16 protein-coding genes are annotated in these 25,584 nt (G+C 69.3%); 10 read left to right on the forward strand and 6 right to left on the reverse strand.

Going from position 1 to position 25,584, the window contains the following annotated elements; translation table 11 throughout:
• Positions 1-39: 39 nt before the first annotated feature.
• Complete coding sequence (locus tag ACFYYR_RS31390; RefSeq protein ID WP_388861205.1) at positions 40-1,002, reverse strand: TniQ family protein; 963 nt, start codon at positions 1,000-1,002, stop codon at positions 40-42.
• A 194-nt stretch (positions 1,003-1,196) separates the two neighbouring features.
• Between ACFYYR_RS31390 and ACFYYR_RS31395 the strand changes: the two genes are divergently transcribed.
• From ACFYYR_RS31395 to ACFYYR_RS31415, 5 genes are all read left to right on the forward strand, one after another.
• Positions 1,197-3,611, forward strand: coding sequence for a Helicase associated domain protein (locus ACFYYR_RS31395; RefSeq protein WP_388861208.1), 2,415 nt, complete (start codon positions 1,197-1,199; stop codon positions 3,609-3,611).
• 734 nt (positions 3,612-4,345) lie between these two features.
• Entirely contained in the window at positions 4,346-5,857 is a 1,512-nt protein-coding gene (locus tag ACFYYR_RS31400) for a DUF2397 family protein (protein ID WP_376215182.1), read from the forward strand.
• Positions 5,854-7,161 carry a DUF2398 family protein gene (locus ACFYYR_RS31405; RefSeq protein WP_388861211.1) on the forward strand — a complete coding sequence of 436 codons (1,308 nt, stop codon included), beginning with the start codon at positions 5,854-5,856 and terminating at the stop codon, positions 7,159-7,161. The genes ACFYYR_RS31400 and ACFYYR_RS31405 overlap by 4 nt, the downstream gene beginning before the upstream one ends.
• On the forward strand, positions 7,154-12,478 hold the full coding sequence (locus tag ACFYYR_RS31410) for an SbcC/MukB-like Walker B domain-containing protein (protein WP_388861214.1): 5,325 nt from the start codon (positions 7,154-7,156) through the stop codon (positions 12,476-12,478). The genes ACFYYR_RS31405 and ACFYYR_RS31410 overlap by 8 nt, the downstream gene beginning before the upstream one ends.
• Positions 12,478-13,806, forward strand: coding sequence for a DUF2399 domain-containing protein (locus ACFYYR_RS31415; protein ID WP_388861217.1), 1,329 nt, complete (start codon positions 12,478-12,480; stop codon positions 13,804-13,806). The genes ACFYYR_RS31410 and ACFYYR_RS31415 overlap by 1 nt, the downstream gene beginning before the upstream one ends.
• A 45-nt stretch (positions 13,807-13,851) precedes the next feature.
• On the opposite strand, the gene ACFYYR_RS31420 is transcribed toward ACFYYR_RS31415, so the two are convergent.
• On the reverse strand, positions 13,852-14,076 hold the full coding sequence (locus ACFYYR_RS31420; RefSeq protein WP_388861220.1) for a hypothetical protein: 225 nt from the start codon (positions 14,074-14,076) through the stop codon (positions 13,852-13,854).
• Positions 14,077-14,295: 219 nt separating this feature from the next.
• Between ACFYYR_RS31420 and ACFYYR_RS31425 the strand changes: the two genes are divergently transcribed.
• Positions 14,296-16,707, forward strand: a complete 2,412-nt coding sequence (locus ACFYYR_RS31425; RefSeq protein WP_388861223.1) for a Helicase associated domain protein — start codon at positions 14,296-14,298, stop codon at positions 16,705-16,707.
• A 70-nt stretch (positions 16,708-16,777) separates the two neighbouring features.
• On the opposite strand, the gene ACFYYR_RS31430 is transcribed toward ACFYYR_RS31425, so the two are convergent.
• Complete coding sequence (locus ACFYYR_RS31430) at positions 16,778-17,779, reverse strand: helix-turn-helix transcriptional regulator (protein ID WP_351510429.1); 1,002 nt, start codon at positions 17,777-17,779, stop codon at positions 16,778-16,780.
• Between the two features lie 137 nt (positions 17,780-17,916).
• On the opposite strand from ACFYYR_RS31430, the gene ACFYYR_RS31435 reads away from it, so the two are divergent.
• Positions 17,917-18,093: a hypothetical protein gene (locus ACFYYR_RS31435; RefSeq protein ID WP_351510427.1), complete on the forward strand. Its 177-nt coding sequence runs from the start codon at positions 17,917-17,919 to the stop codon at positions 18,091-18,093.
• 436 nt (positions 18,094-18,529) lie between these two features.
• Positions 18,530-19,528 (forward strand): DnaB-like helicase C-terminal domain-containing protein, encoded by a 999-nt coding sequence (locus ACFYYR_RS31440; protein WP_351510424.1) that lies wholly within the window; start codon positions 18,530-18,532, stop codon positions 19,526-19,528.
• Positions 19,529-19,635: 107 nt separating this feature from the next.
• Here the strand turns inward: ACFYYR_RS31440 and ACFYYR_RS31445 are convergent, their stop codons facing one another.
• A complete protein-coding gene (locus tag ACFYYR_RS31445; protein ID WP_351510422.1) occupies positions 19,636-20,598 on the reverse strand; it encodes a hypothetical protein in 963 nt (320 codons plus the stop codon).
• Positions 20,599-20,652: 54 nt separating this feature from the next.
• On the reverse strand, positions 20,653-21,789 hold the full coding sequence (locus ACFYYR_RS31450; protein ID WP_351510578.1) for a hypothetical protein: 1,137 nt from the start codon (positions 21,787-21,789) through the stop codon (positions 20,653-20,655).
• A 196-nt stretch (positions 21,790-21,985) separates the two neighbouring features.
• Between ACFYYR_RS31450 and ACFYYR_RS31455 the strand changes: the two genes are divergently transcribed.
• Positions 21,986-23,437 carry a hypothetical protein gene (locus tag ACFYYR_RS31455; RefSeq protein ID WP_388861230.1) on the forward strand — a complete coding sequence of 484 codons (1,452 nt, stop codon included), beginning with the start codon at positions 21,986-21,988 and terminating at the stop codon, positions 23,435-23,437.
• A 113-nt stretch (positions 23,438-23,550) separates the two neighbouring features.
• Here the strand turns inward: ACFYYR_RS31455 and ACFYYR_RS31460 are convergent, their stop codons facing one another.
• Positions 23,551-24,549, reverse strand: coding sequence for a hypothetical protein (locus tag ACFYYR_RS31460; RefSeq protein ID WP_388861233.1), 999 nt, complete (start codon positions 24,547-24,549; stop codon positions 23,551-23,553).
• Positions 24,550-24,814: 265 nt separating this feature from the next.
• On the opposite strand from ACFYYR_RS31460, the gene ACFYYR_RS31465 reads away from it, so the two are divergent.
• Positions 24,815-25,081 (forward strand): hypothetical protein, encoded by a 267-nt coding sequence (locus ACFYYR_RS31465; RefSeq protein WP_030391044.1) that lies wholly within the window; start codon positions 24,815-24,817, stop codon positions 25,079-25,081.
• Positions 25,082-25,584: the final 503 nt, after the last annotated feature.

Below are 25,584 nucleotides of genomic sequence, written 5' to 3' on the forward strand. Positions count from 1 at the left end.
CAGTGCTTCCCCGGTCTGTGGGCACCGGGACCCCTCTTGCTATCCATAGGGACGTTCCACATCAGCCAGGACCTTCCAGGGCACGCAGGAGAGCTCGTCGACCGACTGCATGCCGCCGACCTGCTCGTGCGGTGCGGCCAGGGGCAGATAGGTGCCACGCTGAGGACGTGGAACCGGTGCGCCGAGAGCGGGGTGCTGCGCCCTCCAAGCCCTCAGGCCCCAACCGGAGCCATGACCGAGCCCGGATGCCGCCTGCTGCAGCCACTGCTCAAACTCCGGGGACGACAGTCGCCCCGCCAGCCGCCAGCGTTCGGCCGAGACCATCACGGAGGCGATCCTCATCACGGACGGCAGCAGCTCCAGCGGCGTCGTACGGGACGTGCCCAGCCGCGGTGCTCGTCGGAACTCGTGCGCGAGAACACCGAACGCGTCCGCCACCAGAGCCCGCCCCGCCGGCCCGAGGGTCCGGACGAGCTCCACGCGGCGGCGCTCCGCCTCCAGCACGTGCGGTCCGCGAGACAGGTCGATGAACAGCTCCCGGTCGTCGCGCGAATTATCCGTAAAGCGACCGTGGTGAATGCATATCTGCCATGTGTCCGGACTGATCAGCCACACGGAATCACCGGCATCCCGCGCGGCAGCACACAGCGCGCACCCCCGCACCAGATACCCGCCACGCGGCTCCCACGGCCACCTCCACAACGGCTGCCCCGACTTCCCGTCGGACAGCAGATACTCCTCGCCGAGGCTGGGAAGCGCCCGGACCAGCTCCTCGACAGGACGCCCGGCCAGCGCGGCCAGACGCTCCCGGGCCGCCCGGTTCACATACAGCTCCGTGTACCGCGGATCGACCTCCGCCGCCGACAGTCCTTCACCGACACTGTCCAGCAACCGGCCGACCGTCAGCCCGTTGCGCGAGGCGAGCCGGGTCACGTAGGAACCGGTCGACTCCCCGGCCACGAAGCGCGACCGCAGCGGCAGAGCCCGCACGTGCTCCCGCACCGCACCCCTCCAAGCCCGCGCTCCCGACCCTTTCGCCCCCGCGTACCGGACTGTGATCTCGGCAACGACGAGGCGCGATGACTTGGAACAGACTACTTAGCTGACGCAAAGTCGATGGTGCCAGGGCAGTGCTCTGCACCACACCCCCGGTGCACTGCCCCGCACAGCCGCCCCGACCGAAGGCCCGCAGCCCCATGACACACCCTGCCATCCAGCTGCGGGACCACCAGCGCGACGCGTTCAGAGCCGCTGCCCGCAGCCTCGCCCACATGTCCCGCGTCACCGTCATCTCGGCCACCGGCAGCGGCAAGACACTCACCGCCATGCGCGTAGGCGAACACTTCGCAAACGACGGCAACATTCTCGTGGTCGTCCCCTCGCTGAACCTGATCAGCCAGACCGCAGCTCACTGGGCCCGGGACAGCGTGGTCGAGAACATGCTCGGCGTCTGCTCCCTCACCCCCGCACAGGCCGGCACCGTCCGCCTCCCCCTGACGACCGCGCCCCGCCGCATCGCCGAGCTCATCGCCCAAAACTGCGGACCCACCGTCGTCTTCGCCACCTACTCCTCCCTGCCCGCGCTCACACGCGCCCACAAGAAGCACCGCCTGCCGCGCTGGTCCATCGTGATCATCGACGAAGCCCACCGCAGCAGCGGCAACAGCGGCAAACAATGGGCCGCCGTCCACGACAACGCCGCCATCCCCGCCCGGCGGCGCCTCTACATGACCGCCACCCCCCGCACCTGGGCGCTCCCCGACCCCACGAAGAGCCGCCGGAAGACCACCGGCCCGCAAAAGGCACCCGAGCCCCTCGCATCCATGGACGACCCCACCATCTACGGACCCGTCGTCTACCGCCTGGGCCTGGCCGACGCCATCGACCGCGGCATCCTCGCCGACTACCGCATCGTCGTCCCCGTCATCAACGACGAGGAACTACGCGCAGTACTCCAGACCCCAGGGGTCACACGGCACATCGACGGACTGCGCCTGTCCGCACTCCAGGTCAGCCTCCTGCGCGCCATGGCCACCCACAAAGCGCGCCGCGTCATAACCTTCCACAGCCGCATCGTCAACGCCCACCAGTTCAGCCGGACCCTCCCCGACACCGTCGCCGCGACCACCCGCAGCACCGGAATCCGCAAACTGTGGACCTACCCCCTCCACAGCAGCCAGCCCACCAGCGAACGCGCCCACCGCCTGGCCGAGTTCGAAAACATCCCCCTGCTCACCAACAGCACCAGAATCCCCGGCGCCGTCGATGGCGCCGTCCTGTCCAACGTCCGGGTCCTGGGAGAAGGCGTCGACGTACCCGACGCCGACGCCATCCTGTTCGCCGACCCCAAACGCAGCCCCTCCGACATCATCCAGGCCCTCGGCCGCGCCCTGCGCCAGCCCCCAGGCGCCGGCAAGGTCGCCCTCCTGATCATCCCCATCTACGTCGGCCGCCGCCAGACCACCGAGAAGGCCCTCGAATCGTCCGCGTACAGAATCCTCTGGGAGGTCCTCAACGGACTGCGCGAACACGACTCCCAACTCTGGCGCCGATTCGGCGACCCCGACCGCGACACAGCCGCAGACCCCCTCCCCCCGGCACCCGAGCGCGCCGCCGAGATCGCACCGCTCACCGGCCTGCGCGCCCACGAGGTCGACACCCGCGTATGGGCAACCGGCTGGGCAGCCGCCGTCGGCTACTACGAGCGCCACCACCACCTCAACGTTCCCAGCGAATACACAGACCCCTTCAACTACCCCCTCGGCCTGTGGATCGGACAGCAGCGCTCCCTCTACGCCAAAGGCGACCTCGCCCCCGACCGGGCCCTCGCCCTGGAAACCCTGCACATATCCTGGCCCCACCCCCCGCGCAGCTTCGAAAGCCGCCTCACCCAGGCCATCGCCTTCGCCGACACCCACGGCACCCTCACCGTCACCACCGCCCCCAGCACCAGCGACGGTCCCATGTACCGCTGGCTCCACCGCCAGCGCGCCCTCGCCGACAGCGGCCGCATGCACTCCGCGCGCAGTGAAGCCCTCAAAGCCGTCGACCCCTGGTGGAACCCGCCCTGGGGCACCGAATGGCAGCACGACTACACCCACGTCTGCCTCCAAGCCGCTCACCAGACAGCCACGCCCACACCCGTATCCGGCCAAACCCCGGCCACCTGGCTGGACCACCAGATCGCACGCCAACACGACCTGCACCCCCAGCAGCTCCGACTCCTGAGCGACCTCGCAGCCCAGCACCCCAGCACACACCCCCACAGCATGCTGCTCCTGCCGGCCTCCCACCCCAGGACCCGTGCCTTCCACCGCGGGCTGAAAGCCGCCCGCCAGTTCCACAGACGCGAAGGCCACCTCCAGGTCCCTGCCGGACACCGGGAGAACCTCCACGGCGACGAGGTCCTCCTCAACCGCTGGATCACCAAGCACCGCAGCGGCGCCGCACAGTTGACCTCGCTGCAGATCACCGCACTGACCGCCCTGGGCATCGAACCGGAGCAACTCCGGGGAGCAGCGCTCCCAGCCGGCGCCTCTGAAGAAGCGGGCGCGTGGTGGGCGGCGCCGGAACCTTCCTGGGCCGCGCCCATTCGGCGGTTCGCGGGCTGACCGCCGGACCGCCCCGCCCGCAAGTGCGGGGTGGGCAGGGCCGGTATCCGGCCGTCCGGCCTCTACCGCCCACGGCACGGTGCGGGAGCCGTTGTCCACGAGCGGCTTCCGCACCGTGCCGTGGGGCAGAGCGAAGGCGCCGGTACTGCCTGCTCGGAGGAGCGTTGCCCGGGCACGCATCCTGGTCGAGGGAGGATCTTCTGACGGCCGGTGCCAGCGGGCATGGCATCCCCGCGGGCCGGGGCCGCCTTCCTTCTCTGTCGGCAGGGGGGCCAACTAGCCGAGACCCACTACCGGTTGCGCTGCAAGGTGGGCCAGCGGGAGGGGGGCGGAGCCGGCCACGGCGGTCGTCGACACGCGGTCGGTGAGGCTGGCCGGCTTCGGTCCCCGCCGTCTTGCGCGACTGCGACAGCGGTCAGCAGCCAACAGTCGCAAGCGGCATATCGCGATGGACCGCGCCTGGGGTTGCTCCTGGTCGTTGCACTGGCCCCGCTGTGAACGTCGCAGACCGGCCTTGGCCTTGGCCGGTAAGGCCGGCCTGTCCCTGCGTCCGCACGCATGTGCTAAATGTCGCTTATGTATTCTATTAAGTTGGATTGTCAGACCCTTCCTCTACCGTCGTTGAAGTCGTCGCGTCCGGACCGCCGGACGGGGCTGCTCGCCCCTGTCCAGGGCGCGGGCCGCGCCGAACGGCACTCGCAGCAGGGCGTGTTGAAAGGGGAGGGCCAGCGCACGTGGCTGAGGACTGGTGGAGCGTTGTGGAGACCGGCCTGTTCGACGTCTTCACCGACGACAGACAGGCTGGGAAGCAGCGACTGACCGGCGCCGTACTCGCCGCTCTGCTGGTGGCGAGCAGCCGCGGCCCGATGTGGACGCTGTCCGACATCAGGAAGCTGCTGGTTGAGGTGGGCTACGAGAACGCGGCCGGCAACGAAGACCTCGTCGAAGTCCTCGAGGTCCTCAAGGCCCACGGATACGTCACGCCGAGCGTCGACCATACCGCGGCCGTCGAGAGCCTCAGTGACGGACGCCGGCGCCGTGAGGCGTGGGCGCTCACGCGGCAGGGCCGGGTGGTCGTGGCCGGCATCCGGGACATCGCCCGCCGTCTGCACCGGTCCTTGCGGCTTCCACCGCGTCTGCTCGACGCCGTCGAGCAGACCCTTCAGGTCCTGCTGCAGCAGTACCACGAAGACGCCGAAATGCTAGACCCCACCCTGGACCAGGTCCGCGCACACCTGGAGCAGCTCCAGGAGGCAGGCGGAGACTTCTACAGCGCGGTCGGCTCCCTCGCACAAGGGGACGTCACCGACGACGCGGTGTTCATCACCAGCCGCCGCCACATTCTCCTGGCCCTGCAGCACTTCGCACGCCGCACCGAACAGTCCCTCCACCAGGTCAGGGCGGCCTTCGGCGCACTGGCCGAGGTCGGCACCAAGAACGTCGTCCACCGCGCGATCGCCGGTGCCGGCATCCTCGACCCGGCCGAACGACAAGCGTGGACGGCCGACCGGGAACGGGACCTGGCCGACCTCGAGGCATGGTTCGTACCCCACGGCTCGATCGAGCGCCTGGTCAACGCGGCGGCGGACGCCATCCACGCCCTGCTGGGAGCCATCGACCGACGCTTCTACGCCAGTGCCCGGGGCAGCGACGTCGGCGAGGACTTCCGCCAGATCGCCCGGATGCTGCACGCCCAGCCCACCGAGGCCCGCACCCAGCAGGTGTTCGCCGCGGCCTTCGGGATCTGGCCCGCCCGCCATCCCGTGGAGACCGTCGAAGAGTCCCTCGCCCCACTGCACACCACCCGCAGCGCAGGCAGCCGCACCATCAAGCTGGTCCTGCGGCCCCATGACCGCGGTGCGCGTTCCACCGGCGCACCCCGCAAGGTCGCCGACCTCACCGAGCAGCGGCGAGCGGCAGAAGCCGCCAACGAAGCCGAGATCGCCCGCACGGAATCGATTGCCAGAGCGCTGGCCACGCCCGGAGTGGTCCCGCTGACCCACTTCACCGGACTGGACACCGCGCACGCCGAAGTCCTCGTGGACCTGATCGAGGAAGCCCTCAACAGCTTCGACGACACAACAGGCACGGGGACAGCCGCCACGGTCGGGGCCGAACTGACCCTGTGGATCGGCACGCCAGGTCACGCGGTGAGCGTCGTGCTGCAAGAAGGAGAGCTGATCGCCCCCGACTTCCTCATCCGCATTCGATGCACCCCGCCGCGAGAAGGAGAGGAAGCGGCATGACCACCACACCCCCCGCCCCAACCGGCGACCAGCCACCGCTCAGCCCCGAAGCAGAGCCGGTCGTGGCAAGACTGCTGGGCCACCAGATCCTGGCAGAGGAGGACGACCCCGAACAGTTCCGCCTGGCCTGCCACCACCGACACGAGATCACCCGCTGGTTCAGCGAAAACCCCGGCTGGCGCTTCCACATCGAACGCCCGGCAGGCATCGGCCGCCTCTACAAACGCCACTACGACCCACCCGCCGGCCGCGTCCCCCTCCTGCACCGCAGCAAGCCGTCCGCCCGCACCCCCGTCTCTCCTCTCGTACAGATCCTGACCGCGCTGATCTGCGAGCAGATGTGGCGCGCCACCCAGACCACCTTCAACCACCTCCAGCGCGCCGTCATCCAGGCATGCGGCACCGAAGCCTCAACAGGCCGACTTCCCCGATTCCAGCCGGTCGCCACCGCAGGACAGAAGCAGGCCACCGCCGCCGCACACCGCATGGCATTCATCGACGCCCTGCGCCTCCTGGATTCCTGGCACTTCCTCACCTCCGACCAGCCCCTGAACGTCCTCGAACAGGACATCGACGCAGACCTGACCATCACCGCACGCCGCGAACGCCTCGCCCTGCTGATCGCCTGCCCAGCACCCTCACTCCTCCCGATCGACCTGGACGCCCCCGACAGCCACATCGCCGCCCTCTGCCCAGACCAGGCACCCCCGCCCGAGGACGCACTCCCCGTCGACACGGCACGCCACCACCGCCACACGGCACTGCGCGCCGTCCTGGACAACCCCGGGATCGCGCCCGACCCCGCCACCGGGCCAGGCGCCTACCTCTCCTCGTGGAGCGGCCGCGAGCAGGCCCTGAACGTCGCCGCAGCCGCCGGCCTGGCCTGCACGGTCCGCCAGGACTGGTGGATGATCACCGACCCGGCCGGACACACCACGGACCTCACCTTCCCCCGCAGCCGCACCGTCGAGCAGCAAGCAGCCCTGCTCCTGCTCGAGGCCCTGACAGGCCGGGACGACCCCATGGCCTGGTTCGGCCTCCACTGGACCACCGACGTACTCGCCGAGCACCTCAGACAGCGACCGTGGTGGGCCCGCAACTACCAGGGCACAGGCAAGGCCAGAACCCTCGCCACCGCCGCGGTACACCACCTGCTCTCCATCGGCGCGTGCACCGCCGACCCGCCGCCCGGCACCGGCTGGCAGCCCACCCCCGCCATCCACCTCTGGCGACTCAGCATCACCGACGCGCCCCGCCCGCACCCGGCTACCGAAGCTCACGAGGGATCCAGCCGAGATGAATGACACCCCCCGCCACCGCCTCCTCGCCGACGCGGCCGGAGCCTTCACCGATGTACCGACCCTCGACCCGCACCCCACCGCACGCGGGCGCTGGCAGCCCACCCGGGCCGGAGCGGTCAACTCCTGGCTCTGGACCAACGAGCAGTTCGCCTACGCAGGCGGCAGCCTCGCCATGGTCGGCATGAACGGCTCCGGGAAGTCCCTGACCAGCGCCGTCCTGTTCCCGACCTTCATCGATGGCAACGTCACCGCCAAGAACCTCTCGGCCGCGGCAGAGGCCGCCGGAACGCTGACCGCCATCCACACGCTAGGCAGGCCAGGACCGCCCAAGAGCGGCACCTGGTGGCAGGAGTACGGACGAACCGACCCCGACGGCCCGCACTCCCGTACGCGGTGGCTCACCGCCGGTCTGTGGCTGCACAGCGGCGGAGGCCAGCGCAACACCCTGGACCGGGCGTGGTTCCTTGTCCCCGCCCGCGTCCACGCCCAGCTCATCCTCGAACGGGACGGCATGCCCGTCACCATCACCGACCTCGCCGCCCAGCTGGAGGCATTCGACGGCCTGCTGTTCACCTCGTCCCCCCGCCTGGAACAGCAATGCCGGGACCACACCTCTGTGCTGCGCAAGGAAGAGGACTATCCGGAGACAGTCCGCGAGCTGATGTACCAGCCGCTGGACGGCACCCAGACCGACGCCCTCGCCACCGTCCTGCGCGCCCTGCGCAGCGTCCAGGCCGGAGACAAGATCAGCCCCCGGATCATGGAGGAGACCCTTACCTCCGCACTGCCCGCCCTCGAAACCCGCCGCGTCCAAAACCTTGCCGACGCTCTGAGCAAGGCCGAACAGCTCCAGGGCCACCTGCAAGCGGCACACACCGAGCGCGGCATCCTGTCCGAGGTCCGAACCGCCTACCGCCGCTACGTCGCCGCTGCCGCCACCACGACCGCTACGACCTACGCAAACCTCCACACCCTGCACGCCGACGCCGTCACCGCCCGCGACCAGGCACTCCACGCAGAGACCCTCGCAGAACAGCGACAGAAAGAGGCCGCCGCAGCCCTCCAGGAGGACGAAGACCGAGCAGAGCAACTACGCGGCACAATCCGCACCCTCGAGAACCGGCTCAACGAGCATCCCGGAACGAGCCTCGCAGACCTCAGCCGCCACGCCCAGGACTGCGAGAAGCGCGCCTCCGACAGCCTGCAGCACGCCGACGAAGCACAAGCCATCCACCAAGAGCGCCAGGCACAGAGCGCAGCCGACCAGCAGACAGCCGACCAAGCCCTGGCGGCCTGGGCCAAGACGACACACGACCTCGGCAGACTCGCCGGGGACCTGGGCGCCGCGGCGTTTCACGAGCTGCTGGCCAGCGTCCTCAGCGAAACCCAGCAGCACCAGAAGCCTGCCGACAACGGCGCCACCGTAGCCGCCCGCGAACAGGCAGCAGCATGGGGCCAGGCACAGTCCCAGGCGGCCGAACGTGTTCAGGCAGCGCTGGAGCACTTCACCAACGAGCAGAACGAGCAGAGCGCCGCTCAAGACACCTACGAGAACAAGCGGCAGCACGCCGAAACAGCAGAAGCACACTCACAGGATGCGACCGACGCGCTGGAACAGGCCGAGGAGGCCACCCGCACCGCACTGTCGCGCTACAGCACCCACCTCAAGCGACTCCCGGCGCTCCCGGACGACCTGGGCGACGCGACCCCGCTCGACCCGACTGCCATCCGCGCCTGGGTCAACGACCAGACCGCCGACGCCCTCGCGAAGCTCGACGTCAGAGCCTGCGAGGAACGCGCGGATGCCCGATCCCAGGCTGCGGACGAAGCGTCCGCGCGTGCCACCACAGCCAGTGAACTCGCGGCCGGAGCAGTCAGGCAAGCCACGTCCATCGCAGACGCGCTGAGCAACAAAGCCGATGCGTTGACCGACACCCCCTGCTCCCTGCTCGACCTCGTACACGCCGCCCGCGAGGTCACCCGCCCCGCACCCCCACGCCCGAAGTCCACCACTCACACGGAGCCCAGTGACCAGGAGGAATGTCTCCTCGACACCCTGGAGGAGACCGCCCACAGCGACCTCGGCCGCCGCCGGCTCCTGATTCGGCAAGCCGCCCGCGACCTCACCGACGCCGCACGCGCCCAGGATCGGGCTACCGCCACATACGCCCAGGCCCAGAAGACACAAGCCCTCGCAGACGCCGCGGAGGAGACATCCCGCGACGCACGATGCACCGCGGACCAGGAAGCACACACCTGGGCACGCCATGTTCACGCATGGGCCCACGACCTGAAGATCCTCGACCCGGCCGGCCTGCGCCTGCCGGACTTTACCGATGGCCCCCTTGACCTCAACGCGGCGCACCACCTCGCCCAGGACACCGCGACAGCGCACCGCAGCGCCGTGGAGGCCCTCTCCGGCCGACTTGCCGAAGCAGAACTGCGCCTGGACGCAGACCGCGCATCCCTGGAAGACCTCGAGGCGAAGATCCGCCACGCCCGTCAGGTCGGCACCCCTCCCACCCCACCGGACTGGAGGGCCTCGCGGCACGGCCGGGCCGGGACGCCCCTGTGGGAGGCCGTCGAGTTCGCCCAGCACCTCCAGCCCGACGAAGCCAGCCGGCTGGAAGGAGCCCTGCTCGCGGCCGGACTCCTGGACGCCTGGATCTCGCCCACAGGCGAAATGGCAGTCGGTGACATCACCCTCACCCTCACCCCCGAGCACCAAGGACCGTCCCTGGCCGACGTTTTGGTGCCCGACTCCCACACCCCCCTCGACCCGGCACTGGTCCGACGGATCCTGGCAGGAATCCGCCTCCTGCAGCCCGGTGAACAACCGCTGCCCGGGCAGGCAGCCGTCGGACTGGACGGCACCGCATACATCGGCCCCCTGGCCGCCGCGTCCCCTGCCACCTGGGACGCCTGCCACATCGGTGCCGCAGCCCGCGAACGCGCTCGCCAGCAGCTCCTCGCCGACCTCAACGAGAAACGTCACCACGCGACAACGGCACTCGCCGCAACCCGTACGCTTGTCGACACCCTCAAGCGCGACCTGACCACCGCCGATCGCGAGCAGGCCACCCCCGACCCGGTACCGTGGCGCAGCGCTGAAGAAGCCGCCGCCACCACCGCCTTCGAAGCCGAGGTCAAGAACGCCGCCGCCGGCGACGCGGCACACGCCGCCGCCGTCGTGGAGGAGCACCGGCAGTCCACCTCTCGCACCGCACAGCAGGCCTGCACCAACGCGAGCCTCACCATGAACCAGCAGGCCGCGGAAGCCGCCCTGGCGCTGTGCACCGAGCTGGCCGGGCACCTCACCACCACGACCGTCGCCACAAAGTCCGCGATCGCAGCCACTCGCACCCTGCACGCCGCCAACGAGTACGCCGACAGGACTCGGGTCGAGGCTGCCCAAGCACACCACGCACTCAGCCGTGCACGACAAGCCGCACACGAAACCGAACAGGACCGCAGGAACCTCCCGGGCGAACTCGACCTCCTGGCCCCAGCCCAGGAAGCGGCCGGCCGGGCCCACCGGTGCGCCCAGGAGGCGGCGAAGGAAGCGACCGCAGCCGAGGAAGCACTCGGCCGCCGCACACGCCTGCTCAGTACAGCCGTATCCCGCCTGCACTCCACAGCGCGCGATGGCGTCGCCGAGCTCCCGGTAGAAGCCGAAGCCCTGGGGCGCTACCGCAGCCGCCTGCAGACGCTCATTGCTTCCCTCTCCGGCTGGGGCGACGCCGCCATGCGCGCGCAGTTCACCGCGCAGACCGCTGCGGGCAGCCTCAGCAATGCCGCCGCCGCCAAAGAGCAGGCGGAACGACTTCGCCGACGTGCCAGCGACGATCAACGCGCCGCCGACCATGCGCGCCACCGCCATGACGAGGAGGTCCGCCAGCATGAGCGTCCGTACCAGCAGCTCTCCGCCGAACTCGAACAACGCCTGAAAGAACAGAACGACCTTGGCACCCGCCTTGCCGAACGCCGGAACGCCGATCAGCAGGCCCGCCTTGACCATTCGCGCAGAGGCGACGAGACCGTGGCCTGTACCGCGCGCGTCGCGGCCGCGGCAGAAGGACGAGCAGCGGCCCTGACTCAACTGCAGGCGCTGTTCGACCACGGGCTGGTCGCCGAACTCGCAGACAGCGAGAGCCTTCACCGGCCCGAACATCCCGGCGAGGCACTCGACATCGCCCGGGCCGTCATGGAACAACGAGGCCTCGGCCTCGCGCCGACCCGCGAACAGGCAGCTACAGCCGAGAGCGAAGCCAGAACACAACTCGACCGCCGCATTCGCCACAACCTCAGCCGACTCCTGGAAATCAACCGGCACGTCGTCTCCGAGGACATCCCCGGCACCACCTGGCGGCGGATCACCGTCACCCACCTCGGCCACGCAAGCGAAGCCGGCGCCACGCAACCCCACATGCAGCCGCTCAGCGCCATCCTGGCCGGCCTCACCCACACCATCACCACGCTGGAAAACGACTTCAGCGAACAGGTGCAGAACGAAGTCAAGGGCGTTGTCTTCTCCGAACTCCGCAGAGACATCAACACCCGCATCGACACGGCCCAGAGCATCGTCGACGACATCACCAAAACCCTCGACGGCGTCCGGACAGGCGTAGCCAACGTCGGAATCCGCCTCCAGTGGCAGCCCAAGAACGACCCGATCGCCACCGAAGCACTCCAGCTCATCCAGGCAGTCGACCTCACAGGCAACTTCGACCGCATGTACGACTTCTTCATCGAGCAGCTGAAGAACGAAGAAGCCAACCACCCCACATGGGCCAAACGCGTAGAGCACGTCTTCAACTACCGCAACTGGTTTACCTGGGAGATCGCACTCACCCACAACGATTTCCGTGACGACCCCACCAGCGACGCCGAGGTCTTTCGCACGCTGACCACCCGCAACAACCCCCTCGCGAGCCTTTCCGGAGGAGAGAAGCGACTGGTCACCATGCTGCCGCTACTCGCGGCAGCACACGCCTTCTACTCCACCGAGGGCTACCAGGGGCCGCACATGGTCTTCATCGACGAACTCGATGCCGCCCTCGACTCACGCAACCTGCGCAAACTCCTCGAACTCCTGCGGATCTGGGACTTCGACGCCGTCGTCACTCTGCCCTCCATGCGCCCGCTCCTCGTCGCCGAGACCCAGTCCATCGGTATCCACCGCATCCACAAGACCCGCACCGCCCGCTACACCATCCCGAGCATCTGGACCGGCGTAGGCACACCACACACCACCCGCATCCACGCCAGCATCCCCGCACCGCGACCACACGAGCAGCCCGAGACCGAAGGGAGCGCCTGATGCCCTCAGACCTCCATGATCCCGACATCCGGCCCCTTTGGCAGTCCCTGGCCGACCGCCTGGCCCAAGGAGACGCCCCCGAGACCATCAAGACCGTCACCGTCCCCCTCACCCGGCCCGCCCGGGCACGCATCGCCGGCTGGCTCGCCCACACCACGCCTCAAGGACGCCGCCGTCCTCTACGGACCGGCGACAGCGGCACGACGATCCCCGTACCCCGACTCCTGACCGCCCTCGGACACACACACCACGACCTGCGCAACCTCATCGAGGCCGCAGGCCTCCAGATCCCAGACACCGCCAGCACGCGCACAGCAGCCCGCCGCCTGCGCACAGAAATCGACTCACATGCCGCGCACGCCCTGCCCGATGCCCCACTCCTCAACGAGCGCCTGCGCTCCTACGGCATCAGCGAAGACACCCTCGAGAAACGGCGCTTCCTCATCGACGCCCTGGCGCGCGCCCACGCGGTCCTGCCCCTGCCCAGACGGCTCTCACTGGCCCGCCTCGCCCATCACTGCGCCGCCGACCCCCATTACTTCGACCTCAACGACAACGGCCGCGGCGCACTACTCGTCCTTCTGGCCCGCGACCTCCTGAACGCAGAACAGCCCGACACGCCGGCGGGCGACCGCGGGCTCCTGGCCCGCCTCGGCATCGTCGCCGACCGCCTGTCCCAGACGGTCCTGCTGTTCAACGTCCAGGCCACCGGCGACGGTCCCAGCGACCGAGCGCTCAACCTCGCCTACAAGGACCGGCGCCCCGTCCACCTCACCCTGCACGACCTCACCGCACACCCCCCGACTCTCCAGGCCGGCCAAAGACTGCTCGTCGTCGAGAACGTCTCCCTCATCGACGAAGCACTCGAACGCGGCGTCACCAGACCACTCGCCTGCACGAGGGGAACCCTCAGCGCCGTCGACCACACCCTGCTCGCTCTCGCCCGCGACGCTGGCCTGGCGCTCGAATACGCCGGGGACCACGACCCATGGGGTCACGCCATCGCCGCGACGGTCCATGATCGCTACCGCGCCACACTCGTCGCCATGGACGATGCCGCACACCGCAGCGCTGCTGATTCCGAGCCCGACTGGAGCCGACTTCCACGAGCCGGCAGGGAGACGAACGACCATGAACCTCCCCGCGACCGCAGTGGCGTCGAGGGCAGGATCTACCAAGAGAACAGCGCCATTATCGACATGCTGCTCGGCGCCAGCAGATCCGATCCCCTGCGACCTGACACCAGCCCCGCAGCATCATCCGCACAGAGCCACACCGGACCGTGGCCTCCATCCCCGCATGACTCCGTACACATGCCGAGTCGATGAGCCACGTGAACCCCGCGGTGCGGCCTGGCACCCGGCGCGGGTCGGCTACAGGCGGCTTTTTGTACCTGCCGGGGATCGCTGCGAGCCGGTGATCCAAGTGAGGTCGTCCGTGTACGGGTCGAGATTCCACGAGCCGAGAGCCTGACGGGCGACGAGCAGCTCCACAGCGTCCATCAGATCGAGGCGCGCGAGCCTGCTCATGCGCGCCAGGTGACCGGCCTCTGCGACGCCGGTCGTGCTGCCGGGAGAGGTGTGAGCGGCGAGGGTCACGGCCACGAGCCGATGGGATGCGCTGGGCTGAGGAAAGACGGGGGATCGTGCACGAGGCATCCGTGCTGCACCGCCATGATTGCGGCCTTCGGACTGCCGAGCTGATGATCCAGCTGACGGCAGACCGCGCACGACTTTGGGCCCCAGGCCGTCCGCCGGGCGGGGAGCTTCTGGATCACCCACCGGTCCGCTCCGATTCGATACGGGATGATGGCGGGCATGGTCACATCGGTCGAGCCCACCGTCTGGCGTCCCGCCGACCGTCCCGTGCTGCGTCCGGACCAGGAGGGCGGCCTGCGGGCGGTGGTCCGACATTTGCGCCGCCCGCATACCCGGGCCTTGTACGTGGCAGCGACAGGGACAGGCAAGACGCTGGCGTCGATCCGGGCCGCGGACGAGCTCGGCGCCCGCCTGGTCCTGGTTGTCGTGCCCACGCTGGACCTGGCCGCGCAGACCGCGCTCGCGTGGCGCCGTGACGGTCACCTGGAGCACATGGTGATCGTGTCCTCGATGGACACCACGGCACACGACGCGCTCGCTGCCCGCCGAGTCGGTTCCACCAGCAGCCCGCATGCCCTTGCGGCGCTGATGTCGGTCGTGGGGGAGAGGGACGACCAGCTCCCCGCCCTGACAGTGATCTCCACCTACGACTCACTCGACAAGATCGAGGCGACACAGCACACCCGCTACACCGTGCCACCCTTCGATCTCGCGATCATGGACGAGGCTCACCGCATCGCCGGCCGGGCGGACAAGAAGTGGGCCGTCATCAACGACGCGACCCGGATCCATACCGACCGCCGCCTCTACATGACCGCCACCCCACGCAGCTTCGCCGCTCCCAACCTCACCGAGTCCGCCAGTACCGCCCGCCGCCAACCTCGCACCACACCCGTGCCGGACACGGACGCGGCGGCGAACAGCATGGACAACGAGACCGTCTACGGAAAGAAAGTCTTCGAGTACCCCCTCGCACAGGCCATCGCCGACGGGGTCGCCGCGGACTACCGCATCGTGGTCCCCACCGTCACCGACACCGACCTCCGCGCCCGCCTCAACCTCCCCGCCCCCGGCACAACCACCCCCGGCACAGGCCCCGAGGACGCCCTGCGCACCACCGCACTCCACCTCGCCGTCCTGAACGCCATGACCAAGCACTCCATGCGCCGGGTCCTGGTCTTCTTCCACCTCGTCGAAGACTCCATCCGCTTCACCCGCGAACTGCCCCACACCCTGCGCCGCCTCCGCACAGCCGACCCCGACTGCTTCCCCGGCCTTGACCCCGACGTCTTCCACGTCCACGGCGACCACACCGCCGACCAGCGCACCGACATCTTCGCCCGCTTCGCCGCCTCACCCCGCGCGATCCTCACCAACGCCAAAGTGATCGCCGAAGGCATCGACATCCCCAGCGTCGACGCCGTCGTCTTCGCCGACCCCACCAGCAGCATCACCCGCTGCGTCCAAGGCCTCGGTCGCGCCCTACGCCTGGACGTATCCGGCAAGACCGCCAGCCTCATCGTCCCCGTCTACATCCCGCCAGCCGACGACCCCGAGAACATCCTCGGCACCCCCTACGAACCCGTCTGGGCCATCACCACCGCCCTGGCCAGCCACGACCACCGCATCATCGAACGCCTCCCCAACAAGGCCAACCGCCTCACCACCGAGACCAGCAGCCTCATCCAGCACCGCTGGCACTTCGACTACACGATCCACCCCGAACGCATCGCCCAAGCGATGGACCTCATCGCGTTCAACCCCCGCGGCGCCCTCACCCGCACCCGCCGTGAAGGCCTCGCCTCCGCCCAGGCGTTCCACGACACCTACGGCCACCTCGACGTCCCCACCGACCACACCGACCCGGCCGGCTTCGAACTCGGCCGCTTCATCACCACCATGCGCGACGCCGCAACCGCCGGCCGCCTCGAACCCGACTGGACTGCCGAGCTCGACGCGCTCGGCATGATCTGGGACAAGCACGCCGCCGCGTGGCGCGCCCGCCTGACGGCCGCCGCGGACTACCACCGCGCGCACGGCCACCTTGCTGCCCCCGCCACCACCGCTCTCGGTGGCTGGCTCGCCGAACAACGCTCCCTCGCCACACGCGGCCGCCTCGACACCGCCCGCGCCGCCGACCTGGCGGCCGTCGACCCCGACTGGCAGCTCCCACACGGCCCGGACTGGCACCGCAAATACCACCTGGCGCGCCGCCACATCGAGACCGGCCAGCCCCTTACCCCTGACACCCATGTCGGCACCATCAACCTCGGCAGCTGGGCCGCCCGCCAGCTCACCGCCTGGACCACCCTCGACTCCGGCCAGCACCGCCTCCTGGCCGCCCTGAACCTCACACCCGCCACCAGCGATCTCACACCCCGCCCCACAACGCGGCGCACCTTCGCCCAGACCGTTCAGATCCTCGAACTCTTCCTCCACCGCGAACGTCGCGCCCCCACTGCCCGCGAGACGATCACCGTCGACGGCGACACCGTCAAGATCGGCCCCTGGTTCGCCAAGACCCGCACCAAGATGCGGACCGGTCAGATCAAAGCCGAGCAGGCGCAGCTCGTCGCCGCCCTCTTCGACGGCGACTGGACGGATGAGAACCCCGTCCCCGCCTTCGGCTGACCCCTGGGGCGAGTGCTGAGACCGCGGGCCGACCGGCAGCTCGTCCGGGATCGTGCCGTACGCGCCGCAGCTACTCCGAGTCCGCTAGGTACGGTGCGAACAGGCGGCGGCTGACCAGGGAACGGAACTCCCGCAACGCTACGTCCGCCGCTGCGATCGCCCTCTGGTACCGCGGCCGCATGGCCTCAAGGAGCTCCCCCTCCCGCAGGTGCACCCAGAGGAAGCCGCCCCCCATACGGTCAACCTTCGTCATCGCCTCCCGGGCCCGCTCCTCCGCAGCGTGTACATGCGCGTTGATAGCCCCGTCAGCCCATCGGACCGCGATCGCGACCTGGTCGAGGGCTGCTCGATCTTCGGCGTCGAGCATATGGATCGCAGCGCAGCAGGCCGCAGACTGCGGTAGCAAGATGAGAAGGAGACGGACCTCCCGGGCGGCCTTCACCACGTCGGCCATCACGTCCTGCGGCCCGGTGCGGCAAAGCGCGTTGAGCGCGTCCTCGACGTCCGGCCAGGACTCCGGCAACCCCACCCAGGCTTCATAGGCTTCCCGGGCGTCACTCAAGACACCGGTGGCGGCCCTGTCGAAGGTGTCCACGACCTCCTGCTGTGCCTGAAAGCGCTCAGCCGCTACGGCAGCGCGTTCGGCGACCTCGGCTGCCGGGACCTCTGCGCGCACGGCTGGTCGGCCAGCAGTTCCAGACGCATCGAGTGGCAAATCCGATCGTTCCATCTGCCGCCCAGGACGAGGCTCCCGCCGAGTTGCGTCCTCCCACAGGCCTTGGATTCTTTGCCGGAGCTTCTGTTGCTCCTCCTTCTCCTCCTGACGCAAGTGTCTGCCGGGTGCCTGTGCCGTCGGGGGCGGGCAGAGAGCGTCCAGGATCGCGTTGAAGCTCGCGCTGTTACCGGCAGAGGCACCTTTGAGGATCGAGGAGAGAGTGGGTGCCACCACGCCCGACTCCCGGGAAAGGTCCGCCGCCCGCCACCCCCGCTCGGCCATAGCCGAGCGCAGCGCGACGCCCAACTCCTGCTTGGCGGTCTCCTGGGGCGAAGCCCCGCCCCTCGCCTCCGCCATCGAGACCCCCTTCGACTTCGTTCCTTCAGGTTTCTTCCGGTTTCTTCAGTCCTGAACCTACTGCGCCCTGCGCCGTGGCCTGATGGAGGTGCCCGGGCGGCGACCGACCCGGACTCAACCCTGGAGGCACCTCAACCATGTCCACGCTGCCGACCCTGCTCACCGAGACCGCCCTCTTCGCTGCTCTTACCGGCGCCCTCTACACCGCCAGCGTGGCCTCGGTCGCGGCTGTCTCGGTTGTCTCGCGGAGCCCCGAGCGGCGCAGGGACGCCCGCGAGACGCTCAAGATCCTCCTGCGCCGACGGACGCGATGACCGCAGACGCGGGCCCAGGGCGGCGACGCGTCTACCGGCGGACCCGGTCCACGCTCAGATGGTCGAACACGTAGGACGGCAGAACCCGGTGAGCCCCGCAGCGTCCTGGACGACGGCTCGCAACTCCTCGCCTTCTACACCGGCGAGTGCCGCGCCCCTTCGTCCCCAGCGAGCTGAACACCACCCCGGTCACAGGCCCCGACAACGGGCCCGCCGGTGGCGTGAACCGGCCCTTCCGGCCACCTCGGGCAACTGGCTATCCTCTACGGCACGTGCTTCGTCTGCGCGTGCCACGGCCCAGACCCACCTCTGACCGAAGGCGAACCTGAGCGGCCGCTCGGAAGGCGTGAACAGCGGTGCCCGCAGACATGACCGTGACGTCCCGCGCACCTGGCACGCCGGGGTGGGACGGCACAGCCAGCGCGCAGGAGCTGTCATGACCCGGAACATCACCCACCAGCAGCGCATCGCCCAGGATCTGAACGCCGCCGTGGGATGCGGCTACCAGGAAGCACTGCGCCGCGTCAGGCAAGCCGCAGCCGCCGGCCGCCTGCCCACCCCCCTCGACGCCCAGGGACGAGCAGCGGCCGTCGACCTCCTGACCCGCGAAGTCACCACTGCGAGCGCCATCCGGACAACACCCGCCACCAGCCCTCTGCCCACGACACAGCCCCCCGTGCCGCCGCGGTGCCTCTGGCCGTGGGGCGCGGACGCCGCCGCGCTTGCATCCCTTGCCCCGGGGACGGTGACGGCACTGGTGTCACTGCCGACGGCCGGCCGCTCCACCCTGGCGCTGAACGTCGCCCTGCACAACGCACAGCAGCGCATCGGCGCCCTGTTCACCTCCGGGGAGATCACCAGCAAGGCCCTGGCCCAGAAGGTCATCGCCGCCAGATACGGATTCGACGTACGTTCGCAGGTGCCTCCCGGCGGCTGGGAGACGTTCAAGGCCACCGCGGTGCCCGAACTCGACGCCACCCCTCTGCTCCGGCACGGCGCGCATGTGGGTACCAGCGCGCCCGACAGCCTTCGAGCCGGCCTGCTGGCCGCAGCCCGCAGAGGCTTTACGCTCAGGCTGTGGGTCGTCGACTCCCTCTGGCACTTCAGCGACTTCACCGACGAGGGGCGTGACACCGCCGCGACCATGGCAGAACTCCGTTCCCTGGCCCGCGAATATAACTTGGCCGTCCTGGTCACTTCGCAGGTCGTCACCGAAGACCCGGACGACCCTGACGTCCCGGTCACCGCCGCGCACCTGCCGGCCGGCATGGCCGACTACAGCGACCGGGTCCTCGTCCTGGACCGGCCAGGCGCCCAGGGCAGCTGGGGCACCACCACCTACCCTTCCAGCGCGATTTTGCGCCGGGTGGCTGGCCCGGGGCCCGCGATCGAACTCGAGCTGGAGCCGGAACACTGCCGTTTCGTCTCCCTCTGACGGCCTTCCCGCTGCCGGCCTGGCCCTGACCATCTCCTCAGAGCCAGGCCCACGCGACCAGGACCGATACCAGCGGGGCGGCGAAGACGGTACGGAACACGAGGGGATCACGTGCCGCTTTCGCCGAGTAGGAGGCGTGCATCGTCCTGCGCTTGCTGCCGCCACTTCCGCTGACGGTCGAGGACCGCCACGGTGCGCCGGCGGACGGTCAGCAGCGCTTGGTGCGGGTCCTTGCCGTAGTAGTCGCCCAGCGTCTGCACCAAGTCCTCGAACGCTCCCAGAACGGCCAGCACCGCCGCGGTGACGATCTCCGGATCGGCTCGCATGACCGGCTGGTCGTCCTCGTCGGAAGCGAAGGCCTGGGCGACCATCCACACGGTGCTGTGGGAGGCCGCGGAGGATATGCGGTACCAAGCAGGAAGATGCGTGGGCCGCTTCGCGGCGATGTTGGTGAGGTCCACCTTGAACGGCGCCTTGACCGCCCCCAGCACGGCCGAGCTCGGGTGACCCCGCTTGTCCAGGCCGATGCTCATTCCGGCGCGCTGGACGGTCCGCTCGGCCAACTGCCAGATCTTCTCCGCTTCCGGGACCGCCTGCACGCCGACGTCCTTGGCCGCGACCTGATGCTGCCGAGCCCCATTGAGCCACGCGGCCGCGATGCGCACCGCACGCTGCTCGGGGCTGAGACCGGGCTCGTAGAGATGGCACACCCGGATGGCGCCCTCCTGCACGACGCGGGAGAGCGAGACAAGCGACCATATGGCCACGGGCTCGCCCACCAGCGTCCGCTCGATCGCCTGGACGTGATCGACGATGTTCCCGAGGGTGAGCTGAGTGCTCCAGCCCGCCCACGCCCACAACCGGGAACGTGCTGTGCGGTGCCGGTGATGTGAGGAACTGACCCAGCCCGCATCGGCGGGCGACATCCCCTCGACCGCGGTGCCTTCGGTGAGACTCCCGACGAAGGCGTCCAGTGACTCGACGGCATGGCGCAGCGTACGCGCGCCCTCGTCCACGACTTCCCTGGGCACGCCGAGCCGACGCGGATCGGAGGCTGCATCTCGATTCATCTTGGCGACCGTACACGTCCCCTCGAAGGGCAGCTTCGCTGCGGCGGGCCCCCATCACAGCGCCGGCTTCTGGTGCCGCGCGAGGAGACTGGTGAAGAAGGACTCCAACAGCTGCCTGCCGCCCGGGGCGGTGAGTTCCCAGCCGCCGAAGCGGTAGATCTCATATCCGGCGAGCCTCAGCCGACGGTCCTCGGCGACCATCTCCGCGTACAGCCGCGGAACCGCGGTATGCGTGATGCGCCCTTGCTCGTCGGGCGGGTTGGGCCGACCGTAGTGCTGCACTCCGTCGACCTCGATGACGATGCGGGAGCGGTCCGGGGCCAGGAGCAGGAAGTCCATTCGCTGCCGGTACAGCGCGCCGGACTGCTTGCCGCTCTTGCGCGTGTAGGGGTCGTAGTGCAGGTAGACCTGGGGGATCAGCGCGGGCAGGTCGAAACCTCCTTCCTCGGCATACCGGGCACAGTAGGTGATCATGAGGAGCTGCTCGGGCTTCGAGTCCAGCGACCGGTACAGACGCCGGTACAGCCCCTCGGCGGCAGTCTTCTCATCGGCGCCAGGCTGGTGGTACTTCTGCCACCAGGCGACCATCTGCCGCCAGGTGAGCCCGTGAGGTGGCAGCGGGTCGGTGAACACCAAGCACGTGTCGGCGTGACGGACGATCTCGACCTCGTTGTTCACCGCGTCCCGCAGCACGATCTCCGGCTTGACCCCGTCGGCGGCGAAGATCAGGTTCTTGAAGCTGCCCGACGGCCCCCTGGTGAACCGCCGTTCATACTCCAGCTCCTGCAGGTCCTCCAGCGCGTCCCGCGTAGGGCCGAGAATCTGCTCGATGCAGTCCCGCCGCGCCTTCCAACTGCCGCTCATATCGTTGGCGCGCCAGTAGCTGCCGAACCCGCGCGGCCCGTCGAAGGTACGAAACGGCCAGGCGGGCGGCTCGAGGGCCAGGCGCTCGAGGACGGCGCGGTGCGCCTTAATGACCAGGGGCACGCTCTCGTCGTCCAGATGCCGGCCCTGGCCGTCGGTGCCATAGGAGACGAAATCGTGGTGCAGCAGCCGGGTCAGCGCGATCGCCACGTCCAGGTCGGTATGCCCGGCCGGCGGACCGAACCGCAAGGATTCGACCAGTTCGATGTCGAGCACCCAGGGCTGCGCCCATCCGTCACCGCTGCTGAAGAACGCCGTCAGCTCCATACCCACCCCCGTAGTGATCCTCCAGGACATCGTCGGCCGCCGACAACGCGGCCGCCAGAGACTAGGCCCCTTCCCCTGCCGCTGGACGTGCTGGCAGGTCCCCACTCGACCAACGGCTACCGGTCTCGTACCCCCGGCGCGAGCATGGCTGTGCTCTGTCGGCGGCGCTGTCACACCGGCCCGCTACGGTTCGGCTATGGCCGCGCATACCTCGTCTCCGAACGGACTCGTCCCCGTACACATCGCTGTCCACGACCCCGCCCCGATGGAGGAGCCCGGTCCACAGACCAACGACTACGTACGCGACCGCTTCACGGCTTCGGCCAAGTACGCGGGAATCTCCTGGACCAAGCACGGGGCCGAGCCGCGCTGGCTCGGCATGGACACCAGCACCTGCGCCGCCGCCATCAACCCGAGCTACTTCTCCGGCAACGGCGCCGACGAATACGACAGGTTCCTGTCCGGGGCGGCCTCGCGCGGCGAACCCGCGCTCATCATCGCGACGATGGGCACGGCGGACGATGACGAGGACCGCGTGTGGTCGGTCTTCGGCCGGCCCCGTGGCCGCGTGGACTTCCGCCACTTCACCGGCGCGATCGTCGGCGAGCGCCTGCTCGCGGGGGCGGAAGTCTCCCTGGCGCCCGGTCTGGACGCGGCCGACCGCGACCTCGGCCTGAGACTGCTCAACCGCCCTCCCAGCGCCCCCTGGTGGGCGATGACCGTACAGGCGACCACCATGGAGGGCTCGCGCGGAACAACGGTTCACGAGGCCGAAGGCGAGCTGGTGCCGATCCTCGTCGACAGCCTGGGTGAGCCCGTCGTCGCTCGCTGGACGTCCGGCGACGGCCAGCAGATCTGGTACGTGATCCCTGACGGGATCGACTGGAATCAGGTGGTCGACTGGCTCGTCCAACGTGCCCTTCCCGAGCAGGTCCCGGCCGCACTGCGCCGCGTCCGCTCACACCACCATGTCGACCCCGCCCTGGAGACCCCCGCAGAGACACAAGCACGCACCTCCCTCGAAGAGCTGGAGCGCCGCTACCTGGAGGACAAGACCCGCCTGAAAGACGACCTGAAGCAGGCGAGGCAGAAGGCCGAACCCGTACGGAACGGCCTGCTCTACGGCACCGGCAGCGAGCTGGAAGACGCGGTGGCCGTCGTACTGCGTGCCGCCGGCTTCACCGTCACCGACCTGGACGAGGAACTGGGAGACACCCTGTCAGCAGACCTGCTCGCCATGCTGAACGGAGCCACATGCCTGGTTGAGGTGAAGGCCGCCGCAGGGGCACCCGGGGAGAAACTGATCTCGCAGCTTCAACGCCATCTGGACAAATGGCCACACCTGCGACCCGGTCAGCCTGTCACCTGCGCTGCCTTGATCGTCAACCACCAGCACCGCCTCGACCCCGCCGAGCGCCCTGCCGAGGTGTACCAGCGCAGGGTCGTCGACGCTCTCCCCTTCCCCGTGATCGCCTCCGTCGACCTGTTCCGCTGGTGGTGCACGCAGGACTGGCCGGCCGTGCAGGCCGCCGTGCTCGGCCAGGCCCACGTAGCAGGAGAACGGGAGGAGCCCCCTGTCGAAGGGTGCGAGACCCCGGCGGTCGGTCGCAGGCAGTGGCGTCCCTGGAACAAAGGCGGGCTCGCGTAGCGGGCGCGGCCGCCACACCAGCGACGCGAATGAACTCGCCAGAGGGACAGGCGACCGCCTCGCCGGGATGAGCGTCCCCAGCCCTAAAAGCAGAGATCCCGCATCCACAGCTCCTAAGGCTCCTCACCGCTCATATCCACCCGCTCCCGGGCTCTTGCCGTCTGCTCGTGCAGAGTGCGGATCCAGGTTTCCATGAAGCCAGCTGCGCCGGTCTCGTCGCCGGGGACCTGGAAGAGGCCTGGCTCTGCCGCGAGCTGCTCCATGAGCGTCTCGTAGAGCCCGTCGAACAGCGGCTCGAGGCCGATGGCCAGGCCCTGGGCGAAGTGCGTGGGGGAGGGGCTCAGGGCGATGACGTGGTCCAGGAGGGGGAACACACCCAGCTCGTCGATCTTCGCCCGCAGCGCTGCCAGTGCCGGGGTGTCCGGCATGAACAGGGCATGCATCAGGTGCAGCCCATAGAACATTCGCAGCCCGAGCAGCACCGTCCGGGCCCGCAGCAACTGCTCATCGCTGGCCTGCTGAATCAGCCCCAGCACGTCCGCGTGCTGCTGAAGCAGTCCCCAGTCCACCGGCGGACTCTCACCGCGCTCAACCGCCCCCAGCATCTGCGCCCAGTCCTCGGCCGTCAGCCCGAACAAGGCAAAGGCGCCGAACGCCTCGGCCAGCACATCCCCGCCCACCTCCTGCGCCCCCAGACCGATCGCCGCGACCAGGTGCACCATCCCCCTGAAGTCCGGCCCGTCCGGCACGTCCGCATCGGCCTCAAGCGCCGCGCGCACCAGAGCGGGATCTGCAGACCCGCGATACGGCCGTGTCGCCAGCAGCCGGTCAGCAACCTCATACAGCGCATCGGCGGCCTCTTCACCCGCCCCCGCCGCGCCACGTGCGAGCTCCAGCAGCCGATGAGACACCGTGCCCCGCAGCACCCAGACCACAGCCTCCCGCACCGCCGTCAGCGGCGGCTCCGGCACCCGCACCGCTCCCGGCAACGCAGGCGCGCCCGCCTCGGCGAACCACTCCAGTACCGTCAGCCGACGATCCCGCCCCTGGCGAAGATGCCGCGCCAGCACCGCCGCACTCTCCACCACCACCGGATCGACCACATCCACCACCGACCCCCGACCCCGCCCGAGCCCTCGCCGCCGATGCCGCGGCAGCAGCCCCGCCCGCCGCCAGCTCTCCAACTGGCTTACCGTCACCCCCGATCCACGCGCAGCCAGTTCACGGACCACCTGCAGATCAGCCGGACTCGGCGCCCCTCGTGCCATGCCCACCATTACAACCCCGAGAGGTGCAATTTTCTGCGAACCCACGGTTCTGGCTCACTGGTCTCGGCACTACCCAGACATCCGCCAACTCCAGACAGCAGGCCCGTCCATGACCCCAGAGCACCGAAACCGCATCCGAACCAAGGCCGCCGCCGGACTCGCCACCGTCCTCCTCACCTTCCTCATCGCCAGCGCCCTCCAGCACCCCAGCCACCTGACGAACGTCCTACTCATCCTCACGGCCGCGCTCGGCGCTACCACCACTACCCTCGCCCTCGCCGCGGCCTTCGCCCCCACCACGGCCACCCGCGCAGCTGCCCGTCACACCCTCGACCTCCTGCTGCGCCTCGTACCCTGGTACACGCCCCGAGGCTGACAACACGGGTGACAGCACCACCTGGATATCTGTGCAGCGAAGCGGAACTGACATCACCACACCCGCCGAGCACTCCGCTGCGCAACCACCGTGATTTCCATGCCGGGAGGCACCAACCCCAAACCCGGATCCACCGAAAGTTTTCACCGAAGGAAACGACCGACCCCTCCCCAATCTGTAGCCAGCGGCCCGCGAACGCGGGCCAGGTCCGGGAGCGCAGCGAACGGACTCTTAAGGCTCCCTCCAGGAGCGCAGCGACGAGGGAGCCGCTGGCTCAAAGCGAAGCGGAGAGCCGGAAAGGCACTGACTCAACCTACGGATATAGCAAAATTCCTGACGGAAGGAAACACAAGGCTCGGAGCGCAGCGCAGAGCCCACTCCTCGCAACGCGAGGAGTCTCACTCCGTTACCCCGCGCGCAGCGCGGGGGTTCGCTTCCCCTCTGCGCTGCGCGCAGGGGTTCCCTGGAAGCCTGCGCAGCAGGCTTTTACCCGCTCCGCGGGG

The sequence above is a fragment of the Streptomyces sp. NPDC001922 genome, assembly GCF_042891165.1.
Classification (GTDB): Bacteria; Actinomycetota; Actinomycetes; order Streptomycetales; family Streptomycetaceae; genus Streptomyces.